The sequence below is a fragment of the Bacillus sp. EB106-04-04-XG123 genome, assembly GCF_058791855.1.
Map to the genome: position 1 here is coordinate 414,709 of NZ_JBYTDZ010000003.1, position 19,807 is coordinate 434,515.

Here is a 19,807-nt window from a genome sequence, read left to right on the forward strand (position 1 = left end):
GAAGAAATGGTACCACTGTCACATTTATATTTTACATAATTCACGTGACATTTTCACGCCCATTTCTAAAAATGTTAATAAATAGTAATATTGTTCTATTGCATGATCTTCGGTAAGAAGATGATCAACCCAATCATAACCGAAATCGCGGCGTAAACGCAAACAGCGCCTGCCGCAGCGTCCTTCGCTCTCTCTGCAAGCGGGTGTCTTTCTTCTGTCATCAGATCCACTGTATGTTCAATGGCTGTATTGACAAGTTCAAGCGCAAACATCCCCCCGCATAGAAGAAGAACGATCAGCCATTCAAATGGTTCAATGCGGAACCAAAAGCCGCAGATCACCACGATGATGGCTGCGACTGTGTGAAATCGAAAATTCCGTTCATTCAAGAAAGTTCGCCATATTCCTCTAAATGCATAATAAAAACTCCGAAAAAAACGGGCGAGCGGCCTTCTTTTCTTACGATGATCTCGAAAGGCCATAATCATCCAAGATTTTTGTCTGTTTGGCGAACATTTCTTTTTCATCTTCCTCTGTCATATGATCATACCCGAGCAAATGAAGGAAGCCATGAATCGTTAAGAATCCAAGCTCTCTCATAAAGGAATGTCCATATTCCTCCGCCTGCTCTTTCGTTCGATCCACACTAATGATAATGTCACCAAGTACAGGCGGGATATCATCCGCTCCAATGATTTCAATCTCCCCTTCTCCTTCTTCTTCAAGTGCAAAGGAGATCACATCCGTTGGTGCGTCTTTTCCGCGGTATTCTTTATTGATTTGATGAATTTCTTCATTCGAAACAATCGTCACTGATACTTCCGCTTGATCCTTGACCTCAAGTTCGTCTGCAGCAAACTGAAGAAGCTTTTCCACTTCTTCAAGCTGCTCTTTTGATACTTGTCCTGTTTCATCTATTAAATCGATTAACAATGTCATTTACTTCACCTTCTGCTTCGGGGCATCTGGATATTCAATCCGAGAATGAAAAATCCCCTTTAATGTTGTACAAATCGTTTGGCTAATAATATTTAATTCTTTAAATGTCAGGTCACATTCACTAAATTGCCCGTCCTGCATTTTATCTGAAATAATGCCTTTGACAAGCTTTTCAATCCGCTCTGGATTTGGATTATGCATGGAACGAACCGCCGCTTCAACGCTGTCAGCCACAGAAATAATCGCTGCTTCTTTTGATTGCGGCTTTGGACCAGGGTAACGGAATTCTTCTTCTGTCACCTGATCATCACGCTCTTTTGCCTTATAGTAAAAGAACTTTAAAAGAGACTTTCCGTGATGCTGTTCTGCAATGTCAACAAGCTCTTCAGGAAACTTCTTTTCTCTCAGCATATCAGCCCCATCTGTCGTATGGGCAATAATAATATTTTTACTCAGCTGAGGAGAAAGCTTGTCATGCGGATTATCAATGTTCATTTGGTTTTCGATAAAGTATTGCGGTCTTTTCGTTTTTCCAATGTCATGATAATAAGCGCCGACCCTTGCTAAAAGACCGTTTGCACCGACTGCTTCACATGCAGCATCCGCTAAATTCGCCACCATGACACTATGATGATATGTACCTGGTGTCTCGGTTAAAATCTTTTTGAGCAGCGGATGATTTGGGTTAGATAATTCAATCAGCTTCATTGTGGAAAGAATGCCAAACATGCTCTCAAAAACAGGCATTAACCCAATGACCAAGATAGATGATGCAAACCCTGACACTATCGCCATTATGAGGTTCACACCGATTTCAAGCCCTGATGGTGAAGAGTTTTGGATCAGTGTAATGGATAAAACCACAAGTACATTCACCAGCGCCACCAAAAGCCCCGCCTGCAATATTTTTGATCTTGCATTATGTTTTCTTAAAAATAAAATACCCGCCATCCCGCTCATCAGATAATAGGCGCAGATCACATAGTTAAAGACGCCGGTTACTCCTTGATTAAACATCATACTGCCGCAAAGAGCAAATACAAGACCGGAGAAGATTGCTAACCGCTCATTAATGAGCAGTTTGATCAGCATCGTGCCAAGTGCCACTGGCACAACATAGCCTATCGTTGTATATTTCGTTTCCTGGAAGAGACTGAACACTTCCATAATAATTAAAATAATCGTAAAAATAAGCGAGTAGAGCAGTAATGACTTATTCTTATGGACAAGCGACTTTTTTCTCGATTCAAGGGAATGAATAATCGCTGCTAAGAACAGGCCAATTAATATGAAAAGACCACTTATAGGCTTAAATAAATTTGAGCTGTTTAATAGACCCGTGAGTTCTAATTTGCGATAAACTTCCCGGTCGATGAGCTCTCCTTCTTCAACTAAGATTTGCCCTTGCTTAATTTGCACTGGCTGAATATTATCAGCCGCTTCCTGTCTTTTCTTCTCTGTTGCCACTGGGTCAAATACATAGTTTGGGATGATCGCAAATTCACCGATTTCTTTCGCTGCATTTAAGTATTTTGATGGAATCGAATTGTTTTCAAGCTCTGTTTTGACTTGTTTTTTCTCATCTTGTAATTTCGCTGCTGTGATTTCTTTACTCATCAGTGAATTCACCACTGTGATGATGGAATCTTTAGTAAATGAGAGATTCTCATCACTTGCCTGAAGCAGTGCTTTGATGGATTGATCCGAAACAGCTTCCTGCATATCTGTTGTGAGCTTTTCTTTGACACGCTTGACCATTTCTTGATCTGATGGCGCTTTCTCTTTATCATCAGCTGCTTTCTTCTCTTCTTTAATGGCTTCAAAGAGGGATGAGATGAGGTCTACACGATTATCAGAATACGCTTTTTTGAGCGTATATTGATCTTCTACTTGATCTGTTGCTTCTTGTTTCTTTTCTTCTGTTGCTTCTTGATCATCAACAGTTGACGGAGAATAGATGGTCTGTTCGCTCACAGAAAATAAATCTAAGTCGAGCGATTCAGGCTTTACATGGAAGAAGAGCACCACGAATAAAATGGCTGCTAAAGCAGCGTACAGCAAAACATTTAAATAACGTGAGCGCTCCATTTTCTGAGGTTCTTTTTTAGACAGCAGTCTTTTGCGCTTACTGCCTTTTTGATTCTTTCTCAAGGAAAGTACCTCCTTTTTTACTTTAAACCACGATCGAAACAAAATGACCCGATGAAGACGATCGGGTCACTCAGTTCATTTTTGCTTTTCGTATGCGCCAATGATCTTCGCCACAAGCGGGTGTCTGACCACATCTGTCTGGTCTAATTCAATAAATGAGATGCCCTTGATATCTGCAAGCATGTCCTTTGCAGCCGCAAGACCTGACTGCATGCCCTTTGGCAGATCAATCTGTGTAATATCTCCTGTAATGACCATTTTAGAACCAAAGCCAAGTCTCGTCAAAAACATTTTCATTTGGGCAGGTGTTGTATTCTGCGCTTCATCTAAAATAACAAATGCATCATCAAGCGTCCTGCCTCTCATATAGGCAAGGGGCGCTATTTCAATCACGCCGCGCTCGATTAAACGTTCCGTATGATCACTGCCAAGCACATCATGCAAGGCATCATATAGTGGTCTTAAATAAGGATCTACCTTTTCCTTTAGATCGCCTGGTAAAAAGCCAAGACTCTCTCCTGCTTCAACAGCTGGTCTTGTCAGGATAATCCGTTTCACATGTCCATTTTTCAGTGAATGTACCGCATTGACGACTGCCAAATACGTCTTCCCTGTACCAGCTGGTCCAATTCCAAAGACCAGGTCATCTTTTTTCATCGCCGCAGCATATTCCCGCTGGCCGATTGTTTTCACCCTGATCGATTTTCCTTTGGCATTTTTCGTAATTTCATCTTCATACATATTTTCAAAATAATTCAGCTTGTTTTTTTGCGCCATTTTAATGGCATAGACGACATCCCGTTCAGATATCTCAATTCCTTTACGGATGAGATGTAAAAGAGATGTGATCAAACGGCTTACTGTATCTCTTGATGCTTCCTCACCAGAAACATACACTTTTTCTCCACGCGTAATAATGGAGACGTTCAGCTCGTTTTCCATTAGTTTCAGATAAGCATCTTGATTGCCAAATAAAGCAATCGCTTCGTTTGGACTATCCAATTTTTGTTGAATCTCAAGTAAATGTTCTGTCATTCTCTAGTCTCCCTGAACAATAGGTGTTGGTTGAACAATATCTTCTATTACTTGGTAAAGGATGATTAACTTAACTTTACCATTCCCTGTTGTCTCGTGCAAAACTTTTTCACTTTTCACCTCTCCTGTTTGACCTAGCTTCTCTTCTAATTCTTTTTTACCCATTTTAATCCCTGCTTGAACCGCTTCTTTATTTGTGTATTCTCGATTTATTTTCTCACTTTCGCGTGTGATTTCCTTTTCATAAGAGAATGGGAGCTGCATGTTTAAGAAATGAAGCGGATGAACTTCTGTTTCTGTTTTTGGCTGCTTAAAATCATCCTTTTTAAAAGAAAAGCCCCAAAATGGCAGTGAGCCTCCAAATGCGGAGAGCTTGTGCTTTGTCTTCATTTTACCCGTAAAGACGTCAAAAGATGTTCGAAGAGGGACAGAAACTTCAGAACGATACCACGTTTCACCATAGATTTTCGCTTTGGCTCCTACCGTTTTCTGCTGATCTTCGCTGCCAATGAGTCCAGAGACAAGCATCTGTCCTTTCTTTACATGTTCATCAACCGCGGCGAGCGGCTCCCCTTTTTCTACATACATTCTCGTGATGACAGCCTTTTTCTTGGCGACGATATGCTGAGGACTCGTGTATTTTTCTTTTTCGGGTTCATTTTTTTCCACAACTTTCATTTGAAAGGTTGTGCCGTTTAGTTCAACGCCGACCCATGTGATGCTTTGAATATTGGTTGTCAGGGATTTTTGAATTTTTTCAGGTGTTCCCATTAGAAACTGAAAACGTCCTTTTTGCACCCCAATGTCGTCTAAATGCTTTCTCATTTGATGTTCAGTTTCTGGATTGGCTCCTTTAATATCAATTTTCCATACCATGTTTGAAAGAGCCAATATCGTCACTAGAAAGCATACAATCCCAAGGGTAAATCCGATATTCTTCCTTGACCAAAGGAGTAGAAACGGAAAGCCCTTCTTTTGATGAAATGAACATGTCACATCATGATGTCTGCGTACCTTTCTGAAGGCATGTACATCTGATAGGCGAATAAATAAGCGCACGCTGTCTTGACGGCGGCTCACTTGAAACATTGTGATCCCCTGCCTCGTGCACTCATTGATGAGCCGCTCAATGCCATTTCCTTTGATCTCCACTTCCACTCTGCCAATAAAATAGCCGAACCATTTATTCTTCACGCTTCTCCCCTCCGTCAGTTAAGAATCAATATAACGGACCTCATCGATTTTCCCTTCCAATAAAATCTCTTCTGGCAAAATCGTTTTAATCACAAAATCTTTCCCTGAAATAATGCATTGTCCCTGTTTGAGCATCAGCCTTACCTCTTGATCACTGAAAAGCAGAAGCCCTTTATGGTTCTCTATGTAAATGTGGAGTCTGCCAACCATCGTAATACGGGGAAGATCCATCATCACGTCTGGAGGGATTTCAAGTGTTCTTGTCAGCCATGCTTTAAGTCGATTTTTTCTTTTTCCCATTCAATAAGAACCCCTTCCCACCTCATGTGTATGAGATCAAACTGAAAGATGGTGAGACTGATGAGAAAGCCTCTATATCATCCTATTCCTCAGGGGTTCATATCATGCTAATGAATCCCGTAAAAGAGCCGTTTCAGCATTTTCTTTATGAAAAATCGTTATCAGACAAAAAAAGCCCCCTTTTTTGAAGGGGACTTTCTTCTTTATCTTTTATATGGCCGTTTCATCGTTCTGTGCGGCTTTTTCGCGCGCGGCTCTCCAAATACTTCTCCAAGGATCATTCCTTGAACAATTGTATCTTGGTTCAGCTTCTCAATGATTTTTGGCCTCACTTCAGCAGATGCAGCCTTTGGCCTTGTCAGCTCTCTTTCAAGCGATTGAAACTCTTTGTTCAACTCGTTTTTTCTTTCTTCCATTTCGGCAAGTGTAGCCGTATAGCGATCTTGTAAGGACTGAGAAGTTTTTTTCTTCATCCCGCCATGATCATGTACATCACCGAAATCGTCCAGCTGATCCGTCACGACTGGATCTGGACTTGTTTGCTTTGTTTGTTTTTGGGCCACCGGCTTACGCTGAGGAGCGGGCTTCTTTTGCTGATTCTTCTCTTCGTTCTCCTCTTGTTTGCCGATTTTCCCAAAGACGGCAGAGATGATACCGATGATAATCGCAATTAGTAGCGGATTTTCAAATAGAATGTCCAATGGGCTCCCTCCTTAAAGCGTGAGAGGATGCTTATTTGTTTTCATTATCAGATGGACCTTTTGTCATTTTACCAAATGAATCTCTCATATCCGTATCAGCATCGATATTTTTAATGTTCATGTAGTCCATGACACCAATATTGCCTTCACGTAATGCTTCAGCCATTGCAAGTGGTACTTCAGCCTCTGCTTCTACTACTTTCGCGCGCATTTCTTCAACTTTCGCACGCATCTCTTGCTCTTGTGCAACAGCCATTGCGCGGCGTTCTTCTGCTTTCGCCTGTGCAATGTTTTTGTCTGCTTCTGCTTGGTCTGTTTGCAGAATCGCCCCGATGTTTTTACCGATATCCACATCTGCGATATCAATCGAGAGAATTTCAAATGCAGTACCTGAATCTAATCCTTTACCAAGAACCGTTTGAGAAATCATATCAGGATTCTCAAGAACCTTTTTATGATTATCTGATGAACCGATTGTGGAGACAATCCCTTCACCTACACGGGCAATAATTGTTTCTTCCCCTGCACCACCGACAAGACGGTCGATGTTTGCACGAACTGTAATACGTGCTTTTGCTTTGACTTCAATCCCGTCCATCGCAACACCAGAGATAAATGGTGTTTCAATGACTTTAGGGTTTACACTCATTTGAACTGCTTCTAGTACATCACGTCCTGCTAGGTCGATGGCTGCACAGCGAGCAAAGTTCAATTCGATATTCGCGCGTTGAGCTGCAATTAATGCGTTCACAACTCTGTCCACGTTACCACCTGCAAGATAGTGGCTCTCCAGCTGGTTAATCGTCACATCAAGACCCGCTTTATGTGCTTTGATGAGCGGGTTGACCACTCGGTTTGGAATGACTCGGCGCAGTCTCATTCCTACAAGTGTAAAAATGCTCACTTTTACGCCAGCCGCTAGGGCAGAAATCCACAGCATCACCGGTACAAAGGTGAAAAAGATCGAAAGAACAATCAAACCTGCTGCGATAATCACAAATAATAGTAAAGTAGATGGATCCATTTTATTCCTCCTCTAAAATCAGTATATCTATACTTTCCTCACGACAATGCGTGAGCCTTCCGCTTTCACAATTTTTACTTGTTCATCCTTATCGATAAATGCACCTTCTGACACAACATCAATACGCTCATCTCCGAATACGATCGTACCAGATGGACGAAGTGCGGTTGCTGTCACTGCGATTTGTCCAACAAGATCTTCTCTTGTTTCATTTGAGACATAACCGCTTTCCTTATTGGTTGAATCGGTTAAAATGAACTTTTTAAAAAATTTCATACGTTTCCCCAACACCTTTGTCAATAAAATAACTGCTATGATTGAAACAGCAGTGGCAATCAAGATGGAAATCGCCATTTCTGTAAAGCTTCCAGCTGCTAAAAATAAGCTGACAACGACACAGATCAGTCCAATGACACCTACGATTCCCCCTGGCAAAAACAATTCCAGAATGATGAGTGCAATCCCTGCTAAAAACAGGAACAACGTCTCATATCCTGCAAAACCTGCCACGAGATGACCATAAAAGAATAGAAGAAGCGCTGTCACTCCCATGGTGCCTGGTACCCCAAAGCCAGGAGAATAGAGCTCAACAATTAACCCTAAACTTGCAATGGATAAAAGGATCGGAATGACAATTGGGTGCGTAAGAAAACGCGCAACCTTTTCAGCAAAGCTCACTTCATCGTATTGAACAGAAGCGTCTGTTAATTTCAGCTTCTGAAGCAAGTCATCCATATTTTTTGCTTCACCTTCTGCATACCCGAATTGAAGCGCCCGGTCTGTGTTAAAGGTGAGCAATTCCCCTTTTGGTGCACCGGCTTCTTTTGCGTCTATATCTACATCCGCCATGGCAAGAGCATACTTTGGATCACGCCCCTGCTTTTCGGCAGCATCACTCATTTCAGCAAGCCATAGAGATTCAGATTTTTGATCGGCAGCATTGCCTTCTCCATCAATGATCGCAGCAGCCCCCATCTTTCCATTCGGGGTCATATAAATTTGATCGGCATTTAGCGCGATGAAGGCCCCGGCTGAAAGCGCTCTATGCTTGACAAACGCTGTCACTGGGATATCGGAAGCACGAATAGTATCTGCGATCTCAAGCGCTGCATCGACTGCACCACCCGGTGTATTGATGTCGAGAATAATATGCTTCGCCCGCTCCGCCTTTGCCTGCTCAAACGAACGTTCAATGAATTTAGAAAGTCCTTTTTCTACTGTATCTTCAATTGGGATAACATGAACTTTCTGATCTGCTGATTTCGCGGTCAATTGAACCCCTAATAACAAGCATATTATAAAACAACTGAAGAGAGCAATAGAAATTTTTATTTTTTTCATCTATTTGGTGATCCCTCCTCTCTTTCTTCCATTTTACTGTTCCTTTACATACGTTACAAATGTATCATAGGTTTCATTTTTATATGACAGAATCATGAGGGCATAAAAAAAGTACCCTTCTAACAATAGAAGGATACTTTTTTATTGAGACAGCTGCTCGCTGACAAGTCTGTTAATGACAGCTCCATCAGCTTTACCTTTTACTTTTGGCATAATAGCGCTCATCACTTTACCCATGTCAGCCTTTGAGGAAGCACCTGTTTCAGCAATCGTTTCTTTCACGATCGTTTGCAGTTCTTCTTCAGAAAGCTGTTCAGGTAAATAAACGTCTAATATGTCAATCTCTTTTTGAACTTTATCTACTAAATCTAAGCGATTAGCTTTCGAAAATTCATGGAGGGAGTCTTTACGTTGCTTAATCTCGCGGGAAAGGACGGTTAGTTCCTCATCGCCGGTCAAACTGTCTTTCTTAAGCTTAATTGCTTCATTTTGCAGCGAAGCCTTTACCATACGAATGACAACAAGCTTGTCTTTCTCACGGTTTTTCATCATATGCTTCATATCAGAATTTAATTGCTCAAGAAGACTCATAAAATCCACCCTCTTTAGAATTTACGTTTTCTAGCAGCTTCAGACTTTTTCTTGCGCTTTACGCTAGGCTTTTCATAAAATTCACGCTTTCTTGCTTCTTGCAATGTTCCAGTTTTGGATACACTGCGTTTAAAGCGACGAAGAGCATCTTCAAGCGATTCGTTTTTTCTAACGACCGTTTTTGACATTCTCTTTCCCTCCCTCCGAATACACCAATCGACTGCATTAAAAAAAGATATACATGCAAAACATGTACCTAGACATTATAATATAAGCCTTGTGTGAGGTCAACTAAGTGATTTGGAAATATATTTTCGTCATGAGCAGGTAGACAAGTCCATATATTCATTGGTAAGAGGAGGACTTTTCTATGATGGCGATCATTTATTTTTGTGCACTTATTTTCATTTTTTTATGGTCAATGGGTTTGCTGAGAAAAGGATTAATGGCGCTTGCGTCGTCTCGTATTGAGAAATCACTTCTTCTCTTTACAGATCACCCGGTCAAAGCATTCTTGGTCAGCATTGTGTTTACAGGGGTTCTACAAAGCAGTTCGGCATTTATGGTCATCGTCATTGGCTTTGTCAGTACAGGCATTCTCTCTTTTAAAAAATCAATCCCTATGATTCTTGGAACCAATATTGGCTCCACGTTTACGACAGAATTTATCGCCATTAAAATGGACGTGTTCATGTGGGTTTTGATCATAGCCGGTCTTGCATGCATCCTTTTTGGCAGGACATCTTTTAAACATGCAGGAAAAAGTTTATTTGGGCTCGGAATGATCTTTTTTTGCATTCAAGGCTTTTCAAAAATTGCAGGGATGATGACAAGCCAGCCTGAGACATTGCGCTTTCTTGAAATGATGCAGCATTCAGACTGGACAGCGCTGCTTTCGGGTACCATTTTCACAGCGATTGTTCATTCGAGCTCCGTCTGTATCGGTATTTTAATGGGATTTATGAATGAGGGAACTGTGGCACTTCAGGAAGGCATCAGCTTTGTGTTGGGGTCCAATATTGGGACATGTATTACGGCTGTGATGGCTGCGATATCTGGCGGCTACGCAGCACGTCAAACGGCTTATGCACACGTCGTGTTTAATGTGCTCGGTGTTCTTTTATGCCTTCCGTTTCTCGCTCTGATTACAGAGGTTGTCGCCCTTCTCGCAAGCTCACCCGCCCAGCAGATTGCGCATTTCAGCCTGCTGTTTAATGTGGCAAGCTCTCTCCTCTTCTTCCCGTTCATACGCCCTTTTCACGCATTGATCTTGTGTCTCATGCCGAGTCAGACAAAATAAAAGAAACCGGCTTGCCCTTTTGGCTGCCGGTTTTTTATCTATTATGAGGTCATTCTCACTTTGTCTGGCTGCACATCATCGCTGATACGAACGAATTGTCCTTCGTTATAAGGATAACCCGCTTTCGTAATTTTCACTTTGACCAATCGGCCGATCATGTCCTCTGTCCCTTCGAATACAACCTTCATATAGTTATCGGTATAACCAACATAAAGATTGTGGTTTCCTTCTTGTTCTTTGAAGGATTCTTCCGGAATAATTTCTAGCACATCACCTTCATATGCTGATGCATACTCTTTCGCAAGCTGGTCAGAAAGAGCGATCAAACGGTGAACACGTTCGTTTTTCACATTTTCATCCACTTGATCTTCCATTCTTGCAGCCGGTGTACCTGTACGTTTGCTGTAAGGGAAGACGTGCAGCTCAGAGAATTGATGGTCTTTGACAAAATTGTATGTTTCCAAGAACTCTTCTTCTGTTTCCCCAGGGAATCCTACGATTACATCAGAGGTGACAGCAAGTCCTGGCAATGCTTTTTTCAGCTTTGTTAAACGCTCTGCAAAGAATTCCATCGTATATTTACGGCGCATTCTTTTTAGCACAGTATTTGAGCCAGATTGAAGCGGGATGTGTAAGTGTCTGACAATTTTATCTGATTGATCAAGCACTTCAATCACTTCATCTGTAATTTGACTAGCTTCAATAGATGAAATACGGATTCGTTTTAAGCCAATAACACGTTCATCTAATTCTCTCAGAAGCTTCGCAAAGTTATAATCCTTTAAGTCTTCTCCGTATCCGCCTGTGTGAATACCTGTAAGCACAATTTCTTTATAGCCTGCATCAACAAGCTGCTGCGCTTGATTGATGACTTCTTCTGGATCGCGAGAACGAAGAAGGCCGCGTGCCCAAGGAATAATGCAGAATGTACAGAAGTTGTTACAGCCTTCTTGGATTTTTAATGAAGCGCGCGTTCTGTCTGTAAAAGCAGGAACATCAAGTTCTTCAAACACACGTGCTTTCATGATATTGCCAACCCCGTTGATCGGCTGTCTTTCTCTGCGGTATTCTTCTATATAACCTAGTAATTTATGTCTGTCCTGTGTTCCAACCACAATATCAACACCAGGAATCGCCATGATTTCTGCTGGAGATGTTTGCGCATAGCAGCCGGTTACACAAATGACACCATCCGGGTTATGACGAATGGCTCTTCTAATGACTTGGCGGCTTTTCTTATCGCCTGTATTCGTGACCGTACATGTATTAATGACATATACGTCTGCTTTTGATTCATACTCTTTTCTTTCATAGCCAGCTTCTTTAAACAGCTGCCAGATCGCCTCTGTTTCATAGTGGTTGACCTTACAGCCAAGTGTATGGAACGCTACTGTTCCCATCATGATTCACCTCTTAATAACTCTGTTTGATAAGATATAGCGGAAAGCGCGTATAAAGGAGCGGTTTCCGTTCTTAAAATGCGTGGTCCGAGCCCGCAAATGACTGCACCAAGCGTTTCAAGCTCTTCAATCTCCTTTTCTGCCAAACCGCCTTCAGGGCCAAAAACCACTAGCAAGGTTTGTCCGCTTTTCATCTGTTGAAGCACAGTTTGAAAGCGGCTTTGCTCTCCTTCTTTCGATGATTCTTCGTATGCAACGACACATTTATCGAATTCACCAGCTAATTGCGTCAGCTCTTTAAACGTTGATACCGAATAAACACGCGGAATGATATTCCGGTAGGACTGCTCTGCTGCTTCTTTCGCGATTTTCTCCCAGCGCTCTCGTTTTTTATGTGACTTTTTTTGGTCAAGCTTTGTAATAGAACGAGCCGCTTGAAATGGGATAAAAGCACTTGCGCCAAGCTCTGTGCCTTTTTGGATAATGAGCTCAAGCTTATCTCCTTTTGGAAGACCGCTTGCGATCGTCACCCGAATTGGAAGTTCTCTGTCTTGATTTGTCCAGCTTTCAAGGTGACAAATCACTTCTTCCTTTGTTATTGTATCAATTTTACTGAGCGCTTCAAAGCCGTCTGTCGTTAAACAAAGGATTTCCTGCCCTGCTTTCATCCGCATGACATTGGAAAGATGGTGTACATCTTCACCTTTTATGACGATGGCTCCCTTTGCAGTCACTTCTTCTTTCGTGAGGTCGATAAAATATCGTTGCATACGTGTCCTGACACCTACTCGCTTTATTTTTTCGCTATAATGCTGACCCAATCTTCCATTGACAGCACTTCAACAATATCAAAACCTGCTTCTTCTAATGCTGTTTTGACTTGTAATTTCTTTTGTCCAATGATGCCTGATGTAATGAAATAGCCATCTTTCTTCAATAGGTCATAGGCTTGATCTGTAAAGCGCAAAATCACTTCTGCCAGAATGTTGGCGACAATCACATCACGCTCACCTGAAATCCCATCAAGCAAGTTGTTTTGTTTAACCGTCACTTGGTCACTTACACCATTTAGTTCGATGTTTTGCTTCGCACTTTCTACCGCAACGGTGTCGAGATCAAAGGCTTGAATGTCCTTTGCACCAAGCATTGCTGCTGCCACACTTAAAATTCCAGAGCCTGTTCCAACATCAATCACCGTATCGTTTTCCTTTACATAGCGCTCAAGCGCCTGAATACAAAGGACGGTTGTGGGATGCGTACCTGTTCCAAATGCCATTCCAGGGTCCATTTCAATAATCAGTTCATCAGAATGAACCGGTGTATATTCTTCCCACGTTGGAACGATGGTGAATTTTTCAGAAATTTTCACAGGATGATAGTATTTCTTCCATGCGGTGGCCCATTCTTCTTCATTTACTTCACAAATTGACAGTGTATTGCGTCCAAGGTCAATATCGTATAGAAGAAGATTGTTGATGGCTTCTTTGATCTCATCTACCGTTTCCATCAAAAAGCTGTTCATTGGAAGATAGGCTTTGACAATGACACCTTCATCCGGATAGTCATTCGGATCGAGCTGGTAGATCTCACCGTATACATTTTCACGTTCCTTGACTAAATCAAGCGGGTCCTCAATCACGACACCACTTGCACCTGCTTCATGCAAAATATTGGTGATCGGTTCCACCGCTTCATTTGTTGTATGGACGCTAATTTCTGACCACTTCAATACTACCAACTCCTTATCCGTCTTACTCGCCTTTAAATGCGCGTTTTACCTTATCGAAAAAGCTCATTTCTTGTTCGTCCGGTTTATTTCCGCTCACTTCAGCAAATTTTCTAATGATATCTTTTTGATTGTCTGTTAAATTTGTCGGTGTGACGACACGTACAACAATATGCTGATCGCCTTGGCCGTAGCCGCGTACATTTTTCACACCTTTTCCTTTAAGTCTAAACTTCGTGCCAGTTTGAGTGCCAGCAGGAACTTTTAATTTTACTTTTCCGTGTAATGTCGGCACTTCAATTTCGTCACCTAATGCAGCTTGGGCAAAGGTGAGCGGCATCTCGCAGTAAATGTCATCTCCATCACGTTCGAAGAATTCATGCGCACGCACATGGAATACAACGAATAGATCGCCTGGAGGTCCTCCATTTACACCTGGTTCACCTTGACCAGATACTCTGAGCTGCTGACCATCATCAACACCTGCAGGGATCGTCACGTTAATTTTCTTACGCTTACGCACTTTGCCAGATCCGCCGCATGTTGAACATTTATGATCAATTTGTTTCCCTGTTCCGCTGCAGTAGTTACATACTCTGCGGTTGACCACTTTACCAAACGGAGTGGATTGCTCAACATTTAATTGACCAGATCCTCCGCAATGTGAACAGGTTTTCGCCTGCGTACCAGGCTTTGCACCTGATCCATGACATGTTTCACAAGATTCTTCACGAGGGATTTCAATGGTTGCTTCTTTTCCAAATGCCGCTTCTTCGAATGAAAGCGTCATTGTATATTGCAGGTCCGCTCCTTGGCGTGGTGCATTTGGATCTCTTCTTCTCGCTCCGCCGCCAAAAATACTAGAGAAGATGTCATCAAAGCCGCCGAAGCCGCCAAAGTCTCCTCCTCCACCAAAACCGCCACCGCCAAAGCCTTGGTTTGGATCGGTATGACCGAACTGGTCATAATGCGAACGCTTTTGATCATCAGAAAGGGTTTCATAGGCTTCTTTTACTTCTTTGAATTTCTCATCTGAGCCAGCTTCTTTATTAATATCAGGGTGATACTTTTTTGAAAGCTTGCGGTATGCCTTTTTGATTTCGTCCTTTGAGGCGCTCTTACTTACGCCAAGCACTTCATAGTAATCACGCTTACTCATCTCTTCACACTCCCGATTTTCTCACATAAATACGATTGTATCATTTTGATTTAACTTTTTTCAATTCCTTTCATCGTTGAAAAGAAAAAAAGTCAAAGCCAAGAGATCCTGACTTTGACTTTCTGACGAGTACGTTTCAGCAGTCTTTTTCAAAAGTAAAGGTGATTATTTTTTCTCTTGATCGTCGTTTACTTCTTCGTATTCTGCATCCACTACATTGTCATCTGCTTTTTGAGCACCTTCAGCGCCTTCTTGCTGAGCTTGTGCTTGTTTTGCAGCTTCTTCATAGAGCTTTGTCGTTAATTCTTGAACGATTGTTTGCAGCTCATCTTTTTTCGCTTTGATGTCTTCAAACTCGCCTTTTTCGATCGCAGCTTTTAGTGCATCTTTCGCGTCGTTTGCTTTTTTCACTTGCTCTTCATCGATTTTGCCTTCTAGATCTTTTAATGTTTTTTCAGTTGTAAACACTAATTGATCTGCTTCGTTGCGCACTTCGATTTCTTCTTTTTTCTTCGCATCTGCTTCAGCATTTTCTTCTGCTTCTTTAACCATTTTTTCGATCTCATCATCAGAAAGACCTGAAGAAGATTTGATTGTGATGTTTTGCTCTTTGCCTGTACCCATATCTTTCGCACGTACGTTGACAATACCGTTTTTATCGATATCAAATGATACTTCAATTTGTGGTACGCCGCGTGGTGCTGGCGGGATATCAGTCAATTGGAAGCGGCCTAATGTTTTGTTATCTGCAGCCATTGGGCGCTCACCTTGCAAGACATGGATATCTACAGCTGTTTGGTTGTCAGCAGCCGTTGAGAATACTTGAGATTTACTTGTTGGAATTGTTGTATTACGTTCAATCAGCTTCGTGAACACGCCGCCCATTGTTTCAATTCCTAAAGAAAGTGGTGTTACGTCGAGAAGAACAACGTCTTTGACATCTCCTGTGATCACTCCACCTTGGATCGCTGCACCAAGTGCAACAACTTCATCAGGGTTTACACCTTTATGAGGCTCTTTGCCTGTTTCTTTTTTGATTGCTTCTTGTACTGCAGGAATACGAGTTGATCCACCTACAAGGATGACTTTATCAATCTCGCTAGCAGATAAACCAGCATCTTTTAGTGATTGACGTACTGGTGTCATTGTACGCTCTACAAGATCTGCAGAAAGCTCTTCGAATTTAGCACGCGTTAACGTTAATTCAAGGTGAAGAGGTCCTGCTTCTCCAGCTGTGATAAATGGCAGTGAAATTTGTGTAGAAGATACACCTGAAAGATCTTTTTTCGCTTTTTCAGCAGCATCTTTTAAACGCTGAAGCGCCATTTTATCTTTAGAAAGATCAATGCCATTTTCTTTTTTGAATTCTGCCACTAGGTGATCAATGATGACTTGGTCAAAATCGTCTCCACCTAGACGGTTGTCCCCAGCAGTTGAGCGCACTTCAAAGACGCCGTCTCCAAGTTCAAGAACTGACACGTCAAATGTACCGCCGCCAAGGTCGTATACAAGGATCGTTTGATCTTCATCTGTTTTATCTAAACCATACGCAAGTGCAGCTGCTGTTGGTTCGTTGATGATACGTTCTACTTCAAGACCGGCAATTTTACCAGCATCTTTTGTTGCTTGACGTTCTGCATCGTTGAAGTAAGCAGGAACAGTGATAACTGCTTTTGTTACTTCTTCGCCAAGATAGCCTTCAGCGTAAGATTTAAGGTGTTGAAGAATGATTGCAGAGATTTCCTGCGGTGTATAGTTCTTGCCTTCAACTTCTACTTTATAATCTGTACCCATATGTCTTTTAACAGACATGATTGTGTTTGGGTTTGTAATTGATTGACGTTTTGCTACTTCACCCACTTGGCGCTCTCCGTTTTTAAAAGCGACAACAGATGGTGTTGTACGTGCTCCTTCAGCGTTTGCAATGACTTTTGGCTCGCCGCCTTCAAGTACTGCAACACATGAGTTTGTTGTTCCTAAGTCAATCCCAATGATTTTACTCATATTCGATGACCTCCCATTATGTAGTTATTGATTTACTTTTACCATTGATGGACGAATAACTCGATCTTTGAGTTTATAGCCCTTTTGCAATTCTTCTACAACGATATTTGAATCATAATTTTCATCTTCAACTTGCATGACGGCTTGATGAAGGTTTGGATCGAACTCTTTGCCGACAGCTTCAATTGGTTCAACGCCTTCATTTTTCAACGCTTCTACCAGCTGGCGGTAAACCATTTGCATTCCTTCTAACAAACTTTTCGTCTGCTCATTGTCTGGATCAATTCCAAGCGCTCTTTCAAAGTTATCGAGAGCTGGGAGAAGATCACTGACAACATGTTGAGAACGATATTTTTGCACGGTCTCCACTTCAGTTCGAGCACGGCGTTTATAGTTTTCAAAATCTGCTTGAACACGCAGAATTTTGTTTTCTTTTTCATCTAGAAGCTGTTGCAATTCATCGATTTTTTCTTGGAAGGCAGACTGTTCATCATGTGTTACTTCCTCATTATCTGCTTGAACTGCTTCTTCTTGTGCTTCAACCTCTGCTTCTTGCTCAGGTGTCTGTTTTTCTTCTGACATTGTGTTCACCTCCCTCAAAAGATTCAAAAATACGAAGGGGCTATGCCCCTATCTTTTATCACCCTACTCATCATACAAATTGGAAAGTGCGTTTGACAAGTCTTTTGATACATGATGCAAGAGACTGACAACCCTGCCATAATCCATACGGGTTGGACCGATGACAGCAATGGAGCCGAGTGATTTTTGATCAATCGAATAAGTGGCTGTGATTAAGCTACAGTTCTCCATCGCTTCCAAATTGTTTTCTGAACCGATTTTAATGGTGATTCCTTGCTGATTTGGATGAAACAGCTGCATGACATCATTCTTTTGCTCAATAAGCATCATGAGTGAACGAATGCGGTCAATGTCATGAAACTCTGGCTGATTCAACATATTAATCTTCCCGCCAAAGAAAAGTTTTGATTCATTTTGAGTCGATGTAAATGTATTGCCGAGCGCATCTAAAATATGATCATAATCTTTTAAATGCGTGCGAAGAAGCATCACAACTTCTTTATACATTCTGTCCTTCAGCTGATCCATCGGGACTCCGGCTAGGCGGCTGTTTAAAATATTCATCAGCTTCTCAATATCGGAGACATCGAGATGCTCAGAGAAGGTAATGGTTTTGTTTTCAACATGTCCGCTGTCTGTAATCATGATTGCCACTGCTTTGTTCGGCTGAACAGGGACAAGCTGAATTTGCTTTAATCGATTTTCACTTAGCTTTGGACCAAGCACAATCGATGTATAGTTTGTGAGATCTGATAAAATTTCCGCCGATTTTTGAACCGTCTTTTCCAGCTCAAAAATTTTCTCCTGAAAGGCCGACTGGATGAGCACAAGCTCTTTAGACGACAGTTTTCGCGGAGAGAGCAAATGATCTACATAATAACGATATCCTTTTTCGGAAGGAATTCTTCCTGATGAAGAATGGGTCTTTTCAATAAAACCAAGTTCCTCCAAATCAGCCATTTCGTTTCTAATCGTCGCAGAGCTGAATGTAATGTCTTCTTTTTTAGAAAGAGTCCTTGATCCAACTGGCTGCGCCGAACGAATAAAGTCATTAATGATGACTTGCAGAATCAAAAGCTGACGATTTGTTAACATCATCATCACCCCTGTTAGCACTCTCTTTCAACGAGTGCTAATTGTATAAACAAAATTACCAAACTCAAATTAAAATGTCAATTATAACTCACCGAGAAACGCTTGAAATACTTCATTCCCTAACAATTTTCCTTTTCTTGTTAAACGGATCCCAATGTCATCTTTTACAATGAGGCCTTTTTCTTCTAATTCTTCAAGAACAGTGGGAAAAAGTGCTTCTGGTGCAGTACCATATTTTGCTTGGAAATCAGCACTTTTCACTCCTTCGATCTTTCGAAGACCTAAAAACATTTCTTCTTCAATTTGCTCTGCTTTTGTGACCTGATGTGTTTCCTTATACGGGAACCCTGTTTGGTCAATCAGCTCCAAATAATGTTTCACCGGCCCTGCGTTCACATTTCGGACGCCATCTACATACCCGTGTGCGCCTGCACCAAAACCGAAGTAATCTTCATTGCTCCAATAGGTCAGGTTATGCTGGCTTTCAAAGCCAGGTTTGGCGTAATTGCTAATTTCGTACTGCTTTAATCCATGGCGCTCCATTTCATCCATCACAAGCTCATACATTTCAGCCTCACGTTCTTGCGGCGGTAAATGAAGTTTTCCCTTTTGCATTAAGTTGTAAAAAACGGTTTTCGGCTCGACGATGAGTGAGTAAACCGAATAATGCTCTGCCCCCAGCGAGAAAGCCGTCTCAAGTGAATTCATCACATGATGCTTTTCTTGATGCGGCAAGCCAAACATGAGATCGAGGCTAATATTGTCAAATCCAACCGCTCGAGCTCGCTCAAAGGACGTAAGGACATCCTTTTTTTGATGAACTCGTCCGATTTTTTTGAGCAAATCGTCTTCAAAAGTTTGAACACCAAAACTCAGCCGATTGACACCGGCTTCTTTTAACACATGCAGCTTCTCGAGTGATAATTCATCTGGGTTCGCTTCCACTGCAAATTCAATCAGGTTTTTTGTCGGCTTTAATACACGGTGAATGCTGTTCATGAGCTTGTCTAGCTGGCTGACAGTCAGTGATGTCGGGGTTCCCCCGCCAATAAAAATCGTCTTGAGTTCCTGCTCGCCCTTTTGTTCGATTGTATGCTGCATCTCTTTTTCAAGAGCCGCTAAGTATTCATCGACTGGCTGCGTTTTAATGAAAAATTTATTGAAATCACAATAGTGGCAAATGTGCTCACAAAATGGAATGTGAATGTATGCTGCTTTCATTTGATGACACCTTCTTTACAGGTAAAGAGCCGCAGTTTATCGCT

General features: G+C 41.8%; 20 protein-coding genes. 1 reads left to right on the forward strand and 19 read right to left on the reverse strand.

The genetic code is table 11. From position 1 onward, the window contains the following. Window positions 1-95: 95 nt before the first annotated feature. From AC3WTB_RS12695 to rpsU, 11 genes are all read right to left on the reverse strand, one after another. A complete protein-coding gene (locus tag AC3WTB_RS12695) occupies window positions 96-482 on the reverse strand; it encodes a diacylglycerol kinase family protein (protein ID WP_048238914.1) in 387 nt (128 codons plus the stop codon). Beyond that, window positions 460-939 (reverse strand): rRNA maturation RNase YbeY, encoded by a 480-nt coding sequence (gene ybeY / locus AC3WTB_RS12700; RefSeq protein WP_024423021.1) that lies wholly within the window; start codon window positions 937-939, stop codon window positions 460-462. Before ybeY ends, AC3WTB_RS12695 begins: the two co-directional genes overlap by 23 nt. Beyond that, window positions 940-3,051, reverse strand: coding sequence for an HD family phosphohydrolase (locus tag AC3WTB_RS12705; protein WP_492333800.1), 2,112 nt, complete (start codon window positions 3,049-3,051; stop codon window positions 940-942). It abuts the gene before it with no gap. Window positions 3,052-3,165: 114 nt separating this feature from the next. Then, the gene (locus AC3WTB_RS12710; protein ID WP_099663454.1) at window positions 3,166-4,125 is read right to left on the reverse strand and encodes a PhoH family protein; all 960 of its coding nucleotides are present in this window, start codon (window positions 4,123-4,125) and stop codon (window positions 3,166-3,168) included. Between the two features lie 3 nt (window positions 4,126-4,128). After that, on the reverse strand, window positions 4,129-5,319 hold the full coding sequence (yqfD, locus tag AC3WTB_RS12715; RefSeq protein ID WP_058839064.1) for a sporulation protein YqfD: 1,191 nt from the start codon (window positions 5,317-5,319) through the stop codon (window positions 4,129-4,131). An 18-nt stretch (window positions 5,320-5,337) separates the two neighbouring features. Then, a complete protein-coding gene (gene yqfC, locus AC3WTB_RS12720; RefSeq protein WP_012010618.1) occupies window positions 5,338-5,619 on the reverse strand; it encodes a sporulation protein YqfC in 282 nt (93 codons plus the stop codon). A gap of 203 nt (window positions 5,620-5,822) precedes the next feature. Then, the gene (locus AC3WTB_RS12725; RefSeq protein WP_064497619.1) at window positions 5,823-6,320 is read right to left on the reverse strand and encodes a YqfB family membrane protein; all 498 of its coding nucleotides are present in this window, start codon (window positions 6,318-6,320) and stop codon (window positions 5,823-5,825) included. Window positions 6,321-6,351: 31 nt separating this feature from the next. Continuing rightward, on the reverse strand, window positions 6,352-7,344 hold the full coding sequence (gene floA / locus AC3WTB_RS12730; protein WP_024423026.1) for a flotillin-like protein FloA: 993 nt from the start codon (window positions 7,342-7,344) through the stop codon (window positions 6,352-6,354). Window positions 7,345-7,371: 27 nt separating this feature from the next. After that, window positions 7,372-8,685, reverse strand: a complete 1,314-nt coding sequence (locus AC3WTB_RS12735) for an NfeD family protein (protein ID WP_492333789.1) — start codon at window positions 8,683-8,685, stop codon at window positions 7,372-7,374. A 141-nt stretch (window positions 8,686-8,826) separates the two neighbouring features. Beyond that, window positions 8,827-9,276: a GatB/YqeY domain-containing protein gene (locus tag AC3WTB_RS12740; RefSeq protein WP_492333790.1), complete on the reverse strand. Its 450-nt coding sequence runs from the start codon at window positions 9,274-9,276 to the stop codon at window positions 8,827-8,829. Between the two features lie 14 nt (window positions 9,277-9,290). Next, window positions 9,291-9,464 (reverse strand): 30S ribosomal protein S21, encoded by a 174-nt coding sequence (gene rpsU, locus AC3WTB_RS12745; RefSeq protein ID WP_003152957.1) that lies wholly within the window; start codon window positions 9,462-9,464, stop codon window positions 9,291-9,293. Window positions 9,465-9,646: 182 nt separating this feature from the next. On the opposite strand from rpsU, the gene AC3WTB_RS12750 reads away from it, so the two are divergent. Further along, complete coding sequence (locus AC3WTB_RS12750) at window positions 9,647-10,576, forward strand: Na/Pi symporter (protein WP_492333791.1); 930 nt, start codon at window positions 9,647-9,649, stop codon at window positions 10,574-10,576. Between the two features lie 41 nt (window positions 10,577-10,617). Here the strand turns inward: AC3WTB_RS12750 and mtaB are convergent, their stop codons facing one another. The 8 genes from mtaB to hemW form a co-directional block, all read right to left on the reverse strand. Then, window positions 10,618-11,976 carry a tRNA (N(6)-L-threonylcarbamoyladenosine(37)-C(2))-methylthiotransferase MtaB gene (gene mtaB / locus AC3WTB_RS12755; RefSeq protein ID WP_024423030.1) on the reverse strand — a complete coding sequence of 453 codons (1,359 nt, stop codon included), beginning with the start codon at window positions 11,974-11,976 and terminating at the stop codon, window positions 10,618-10,620. Then, entirely contained in the window at window positions 11,976-12,746 is a 771-nt protein-coding gene (locus AC3WTB_RS12760) for a 16S rRNA (uracil(1498)-N(3))-methyltransferase (protein ID WP_377970113.1), read from the reverse strand. The genes mtaB and AC3WTB_RS12760 overlap by 1 nt, the downstream gene beginning before the upstream one ends. Window positions 12,747-12,769: 23 nt before the next feature. Then, a complete protein-coding gene (prmA, locus tag AC3WTB_RS12765; RefSeq protein WP_024423032.1) occupies window positions 12,770-13,705 on the reverse strand; it encodes a 50S ribosomal protein L11 methyltransferase in 936 nt (311 codons plus the stop codon). 22 nt (window positions 13,706-13,727) lie between these two features. Further along, a complete protein-coding gene (gene dnaJ / locus AC3WTB_RS12770) occupies window positions 13,728-14,861 on the reverse strand; it encodes a molecular chaperone DnaJ (protein ID WP_024427952.1) in 1,134 nt (377 codons plus the stop codon). A 165-nt stretch (window positions 14,862-15,026) separates the two neighbouring features. Beyond that, complete coding sequence (dnaK, locus tag AC3WTB_RS12775; RefSeq protein WP_048238923.1) at window positions 15,027-16,865, reverse strand: molecular chaperone DnaK; 1,839 nt, start codon at window positions 16,863-16,865, stop codon at window positions 15,027-15,029. A gap of 24 nt (window positions 16,866-16,889) precedes the next feature. Next, on the reverse strand, window positions 16,890-17,447 hold the full coding sequence (gene grpE, locus AC3WTB_RS12780; RefSeq protein WP_058839059.1) for a nucleotide exchange factor GrpE: 558 nt from the start codon (window positions 17,445-17,447) through the stop codon (window positions 16,890-16,892). 63 nt (window positions 17,448-17,510) lie between these two features. Beyond that, window positions 17,511-18,542: a heat-inducible transcriptional repressor HrcA gene (gene hrcA / locus AC3WTB_RS12785; protein WP_003217350.1), complete on the reverse strand. Its 1,032-nt coding sequence runs from the start codon at window positions 18,540-18,542 to the stop codon at window positions 17,511-17,513. A gap of 81 nt (window positions 18,543-18,623) precedes the next feature. Then, a complete protein-coding gene (gene hemW, locus AC3WTB_RS12790) occupies window positions 18,624-19,763 on the reverse strand; it encodes a radical SAM family heme chaperone HemW (RefSeq protein WP_106025014.1) in 1,140 nt (379 codons plus the stop codon). Window positions 19,764-19,807: the final 44 nt, after the last annotated feature.

Bases quoted from the DNA above. Each gene is read 5' to 3' on its own strand.
- AC3WTB_RS12695 (WP_048238914.1), bottom strand. From the start codon at position 482: ATGGCCTTTCGAGATCATCGTAAGAAAAGAAGGCCGCTCGCCCGTTTT.
- ybeY (WP_024423021.1), bottom strand. From the start codon at position 939: ATGACATTGTTAATCGATTTAATAGATGAAACAGGACAAGTATCAAAA.
- AC3WTB_RS12710 (WP_099663454.1), bottom strand. From the start codon at position 4,125: ATGACAGAACATTTACTTGAGATTCAACAAAAATTGGATAGTCCAAAC.
- yqfC (WP_012010618.1), bottom strand. From the start codon at position 5,619: ATGGGAAAAAGAAAAAATCGACTTAAAGCATGGCTGACAAGAACACTT.
- floA (WP_024423026.1), bottom strand. From the start codon at position 7,344: ATGGATCCATCTACTTTACTATTATTTGTGATTATCGCAGCAGGTTTG.
- AC3WTB_RS12735 (WP_492333789.1), bottom strand. From the start codon at position 8,685: ATGAAAAAAATAAAAATTTCTATTGCTCTCTTCAGTTGTTTTATAATA.
- AC3WTB_RS12740 (WP_492333790.1), bottom strand. From the start codon at position 9,276: ATGAGTCTTCTTGAGCAATTAAATTCTGATATGAAGCATATGATGAAA.
- rpsU (WP_003152957.1), bottom strand. From the start codon at position 9,464: ATGTCAAAAACGGTCGTTAGAAAAAACGAATCGCTTGAAGATGCTCTT.
- AC3WTB_RS12750 (WP_492333791.1), top strand. From the start codon at position 9,647: ATGATGGCGATCATTTATTTTTGTGCACTTATTTTCATTTTTTTATGG.
- mtaB (WP_024423030.1), bottom strand. From the start codon at position 11,976: ATGGGAACAGTAGCGTTCCATACACTTGGCTGTAAGGTCAACCACTAT.
- AC3WTB_RS12760 (WP_377970113.1), bottom strand. From the start codon at position 12,746: ATGCAACGATATTTTATCGACCTCACGAAAGAAGAAGTGACTGCAAAG.
- dnaJ (WP_024427952.1), bottom strand. From the start codon at position 14,861: ATGAGTAAGCGTGATTACTATGAAGTGCTTGGCGTAAGTAAGAGCGCC.
- dnaK (WP_048238923.1), bottom strand. From the start codon at position 16,865: ATGAGTAAAATCATTGGGATTGACTTAGGAACAACAAACTCATGTGTT.
- grpE (WP_058839059.1), bottom strand. From the start codon at position 17,447: ATGTCAGAAGAAAAACAGACACCTGAGCAAGAAGCAGAGGTTGAAGCA.
- hrcA (WP_003217350.1), bottom strand. From the start codon at position 18,542: ATGTTAACAAATCGTCAGCTTTTGATTCTGCAAGTCATCATTAATGAC.
- hemW (WP_106025014.1), bottom strand. From the start codon at position 19,763: ATGAAAGCAGCATACATTCACATTCCATTTTGTGAGCACATTTGCCAC.